Origin of the sequence: Thalassolituus sp. UBA6592 (assembly GCF_002433655.1) — a bacterium.
GTDB lineage: Bacteria > Pseudomonadota > Gammaproteobacteria > Pseudomonadales > Oceanobacteraceae > Venatoribacter.
On record NZ_DJIO01000195.1, the window covers coordinates 1116 to 2899 of the forward strand.

Below are 1784 nucleotides of genomic sequence, written 5' to 3' on the forward strand. Positions count from 1 at the left end.
GGAAAGCCTGCACATGGGCTGTGTATCCTTCACCCGGCGCTTTTTTCCGGACGGGGCGATTACCGAAGAACGTTTTAATGACGCCGTGTCCGCCGCCAGTCAGGAACTGCTGAACATTGAGTCCAACTATAAGAAGCTCGGCTGGGTCAATGTGGTCGGTTCCTCCGGCACCATTCGGGCGGCAGAGCAGGCGCTGGTTGAAAACGGCTGGGAAGCCGAAGGCATCACGGCCTCAGGTCTGAAGAAGCTGCGTAAACAGATGCTGCAGTATGCAACCGTGGATGACGTGGCCCTGCCGGGCGTCAAACCGGAACGCCGTCAGGTATTCATCGGCGGCCTGGCGATTCTGACCGCGGTGTTCAACATCTTTGAGCCGGAACGCATGATTTACTCCGACGGTGCCCTGCGCGAAGGCGCTTTATGGGATCTGACCGGCCGCTCGGCCCACGAAAATGTGCGCCAGCGTACCGTGGATGGCATGTGTGAGCGCTTTTATGTCGACCAGGCTCAGGCCGAACGGGTTAAAGACATGGCGCTCGCCATGTTCCGTCAGGTTAAAGGCGACTGGAAGCTGGATGGCATGGCGGAAGCCTTTCTTGGCTGGGCAGCGCAGCTGCATGAAATCGGCCTGGCAATTTCCCACAGCAGCTTCCATAAACACGGTGCTTACCTGCTGCAACACGCAGATATGCTCGGCTTTACCCGTCAGGGACAGGCCAAACTGGCTGCTTTGGTGCGCAGCCACCGCCGTAAGCTGAATGACGAACTGTTTGCTGAGGTTGCTGCAGCGCGCCAGCCGGTCGCCATGAAACTGTCCCGCCTGCTGCGTCTTGCCGTGACGCTGAACCACAGCCGCGGTGCCTATCCGGTACCGGTACCTGAGCTGATCAGCCTGGATAAAAAACTCACGGTAAAAATGCCTGACGGCTGGCTGGAGGCTCACCCTCTGACTACACGGGATTTAATGGCTGAAGTCGCCGCGCAGAACAGTGCCGGCTTTGAAGTGGAAATACTCTGATCCTGAAGACGGCCTCAGGAAGACCATGATCAGAAACAAAAACGGGAGCATCTGCTCCCGTTTTTGTTATGGCTTAATACAACGGCTGAGGTCAGTCTTTACCCACCACTTCCATGGCATCCACATTCTGGAAGCCACGCGGCAGTTTATTACCACGGCGGCCACGTTCTCCCAGATAGTGTTCAAGATCTGCAAACTTCATCTTCAGATGACGCTTACCGGCGTAAACCAGCAGCGTATCTTCCTGACCGAAGGCCACAGCTCCAACCATCAGCTCTTCCCGCGCAGCTGCTTTAGCGCTGTTAATGCTGATCATCTTGTTGCCCTTACCGCGCGCCATCTGTGGCAGATCCGCAGCCGGGAAGACCAGCATGCGGCCTTCGTTGCTGACCGCGGCAATCCAGGATTTTTCCGGATCGACAATAGCAGCAGGATTTAATACACGGGCATTATCCGGCACGGTAATTAAATTCTTACCGGCTTTGTTTTTGCTCTGCATATCGGCAATGGTGCCGATAAAACCGTAACCGGCATCAGTACACAACAGATACTGATCTTCATCTTTACCCATCAGGGTACTGATGAAGGTGGCGCCTGATGGCGGTGTCAGGCGACCGGTTAATGGCTCACCCTGACCGCGTGCCGATGGCAGCGTATGCGCCTGCAGACTGTAGGAACGCCCTGTGGTGTCGAGGAAAATCGCATTCTGATTGGATTTACCCTGTGAGCTGGTAAGGAATTTATCACCGGCTTTGTAGCTCAGGTT

At 55.7% G+C, this 1784-nt stretch carries 2 protein-coding genes; one reads left to right on the forward strand and one right to left on the reverse strand.

What is annotated here, in order from left to right; all coding sequences use genetic code 11:
• Nucleotides 1–1018 (forward strand): Ppx/GppA phosphatase family protein (locus tag B2Z72_RS19230; protein ID WP_297005644.1); only part of this gene is annotated, 1018 nt, incomplete at its 5' end.
• A 91-nt stretch (nucleotides 1019–1109) separates the two neighbouring features.
• On the opposite strand, the gene B2Z72_RS19235 is transcribed toward B2Z72_RS19230, so the two are convergent.
• On the reverse strand, nucleotides 1110–1784 hold a 675-nt coding region (locus B2Z72_RS19235; protein WP_297005646.1), incomplete at its 5' end, for a DNA gyrase C-terminal beta-propeller domain-containing protein.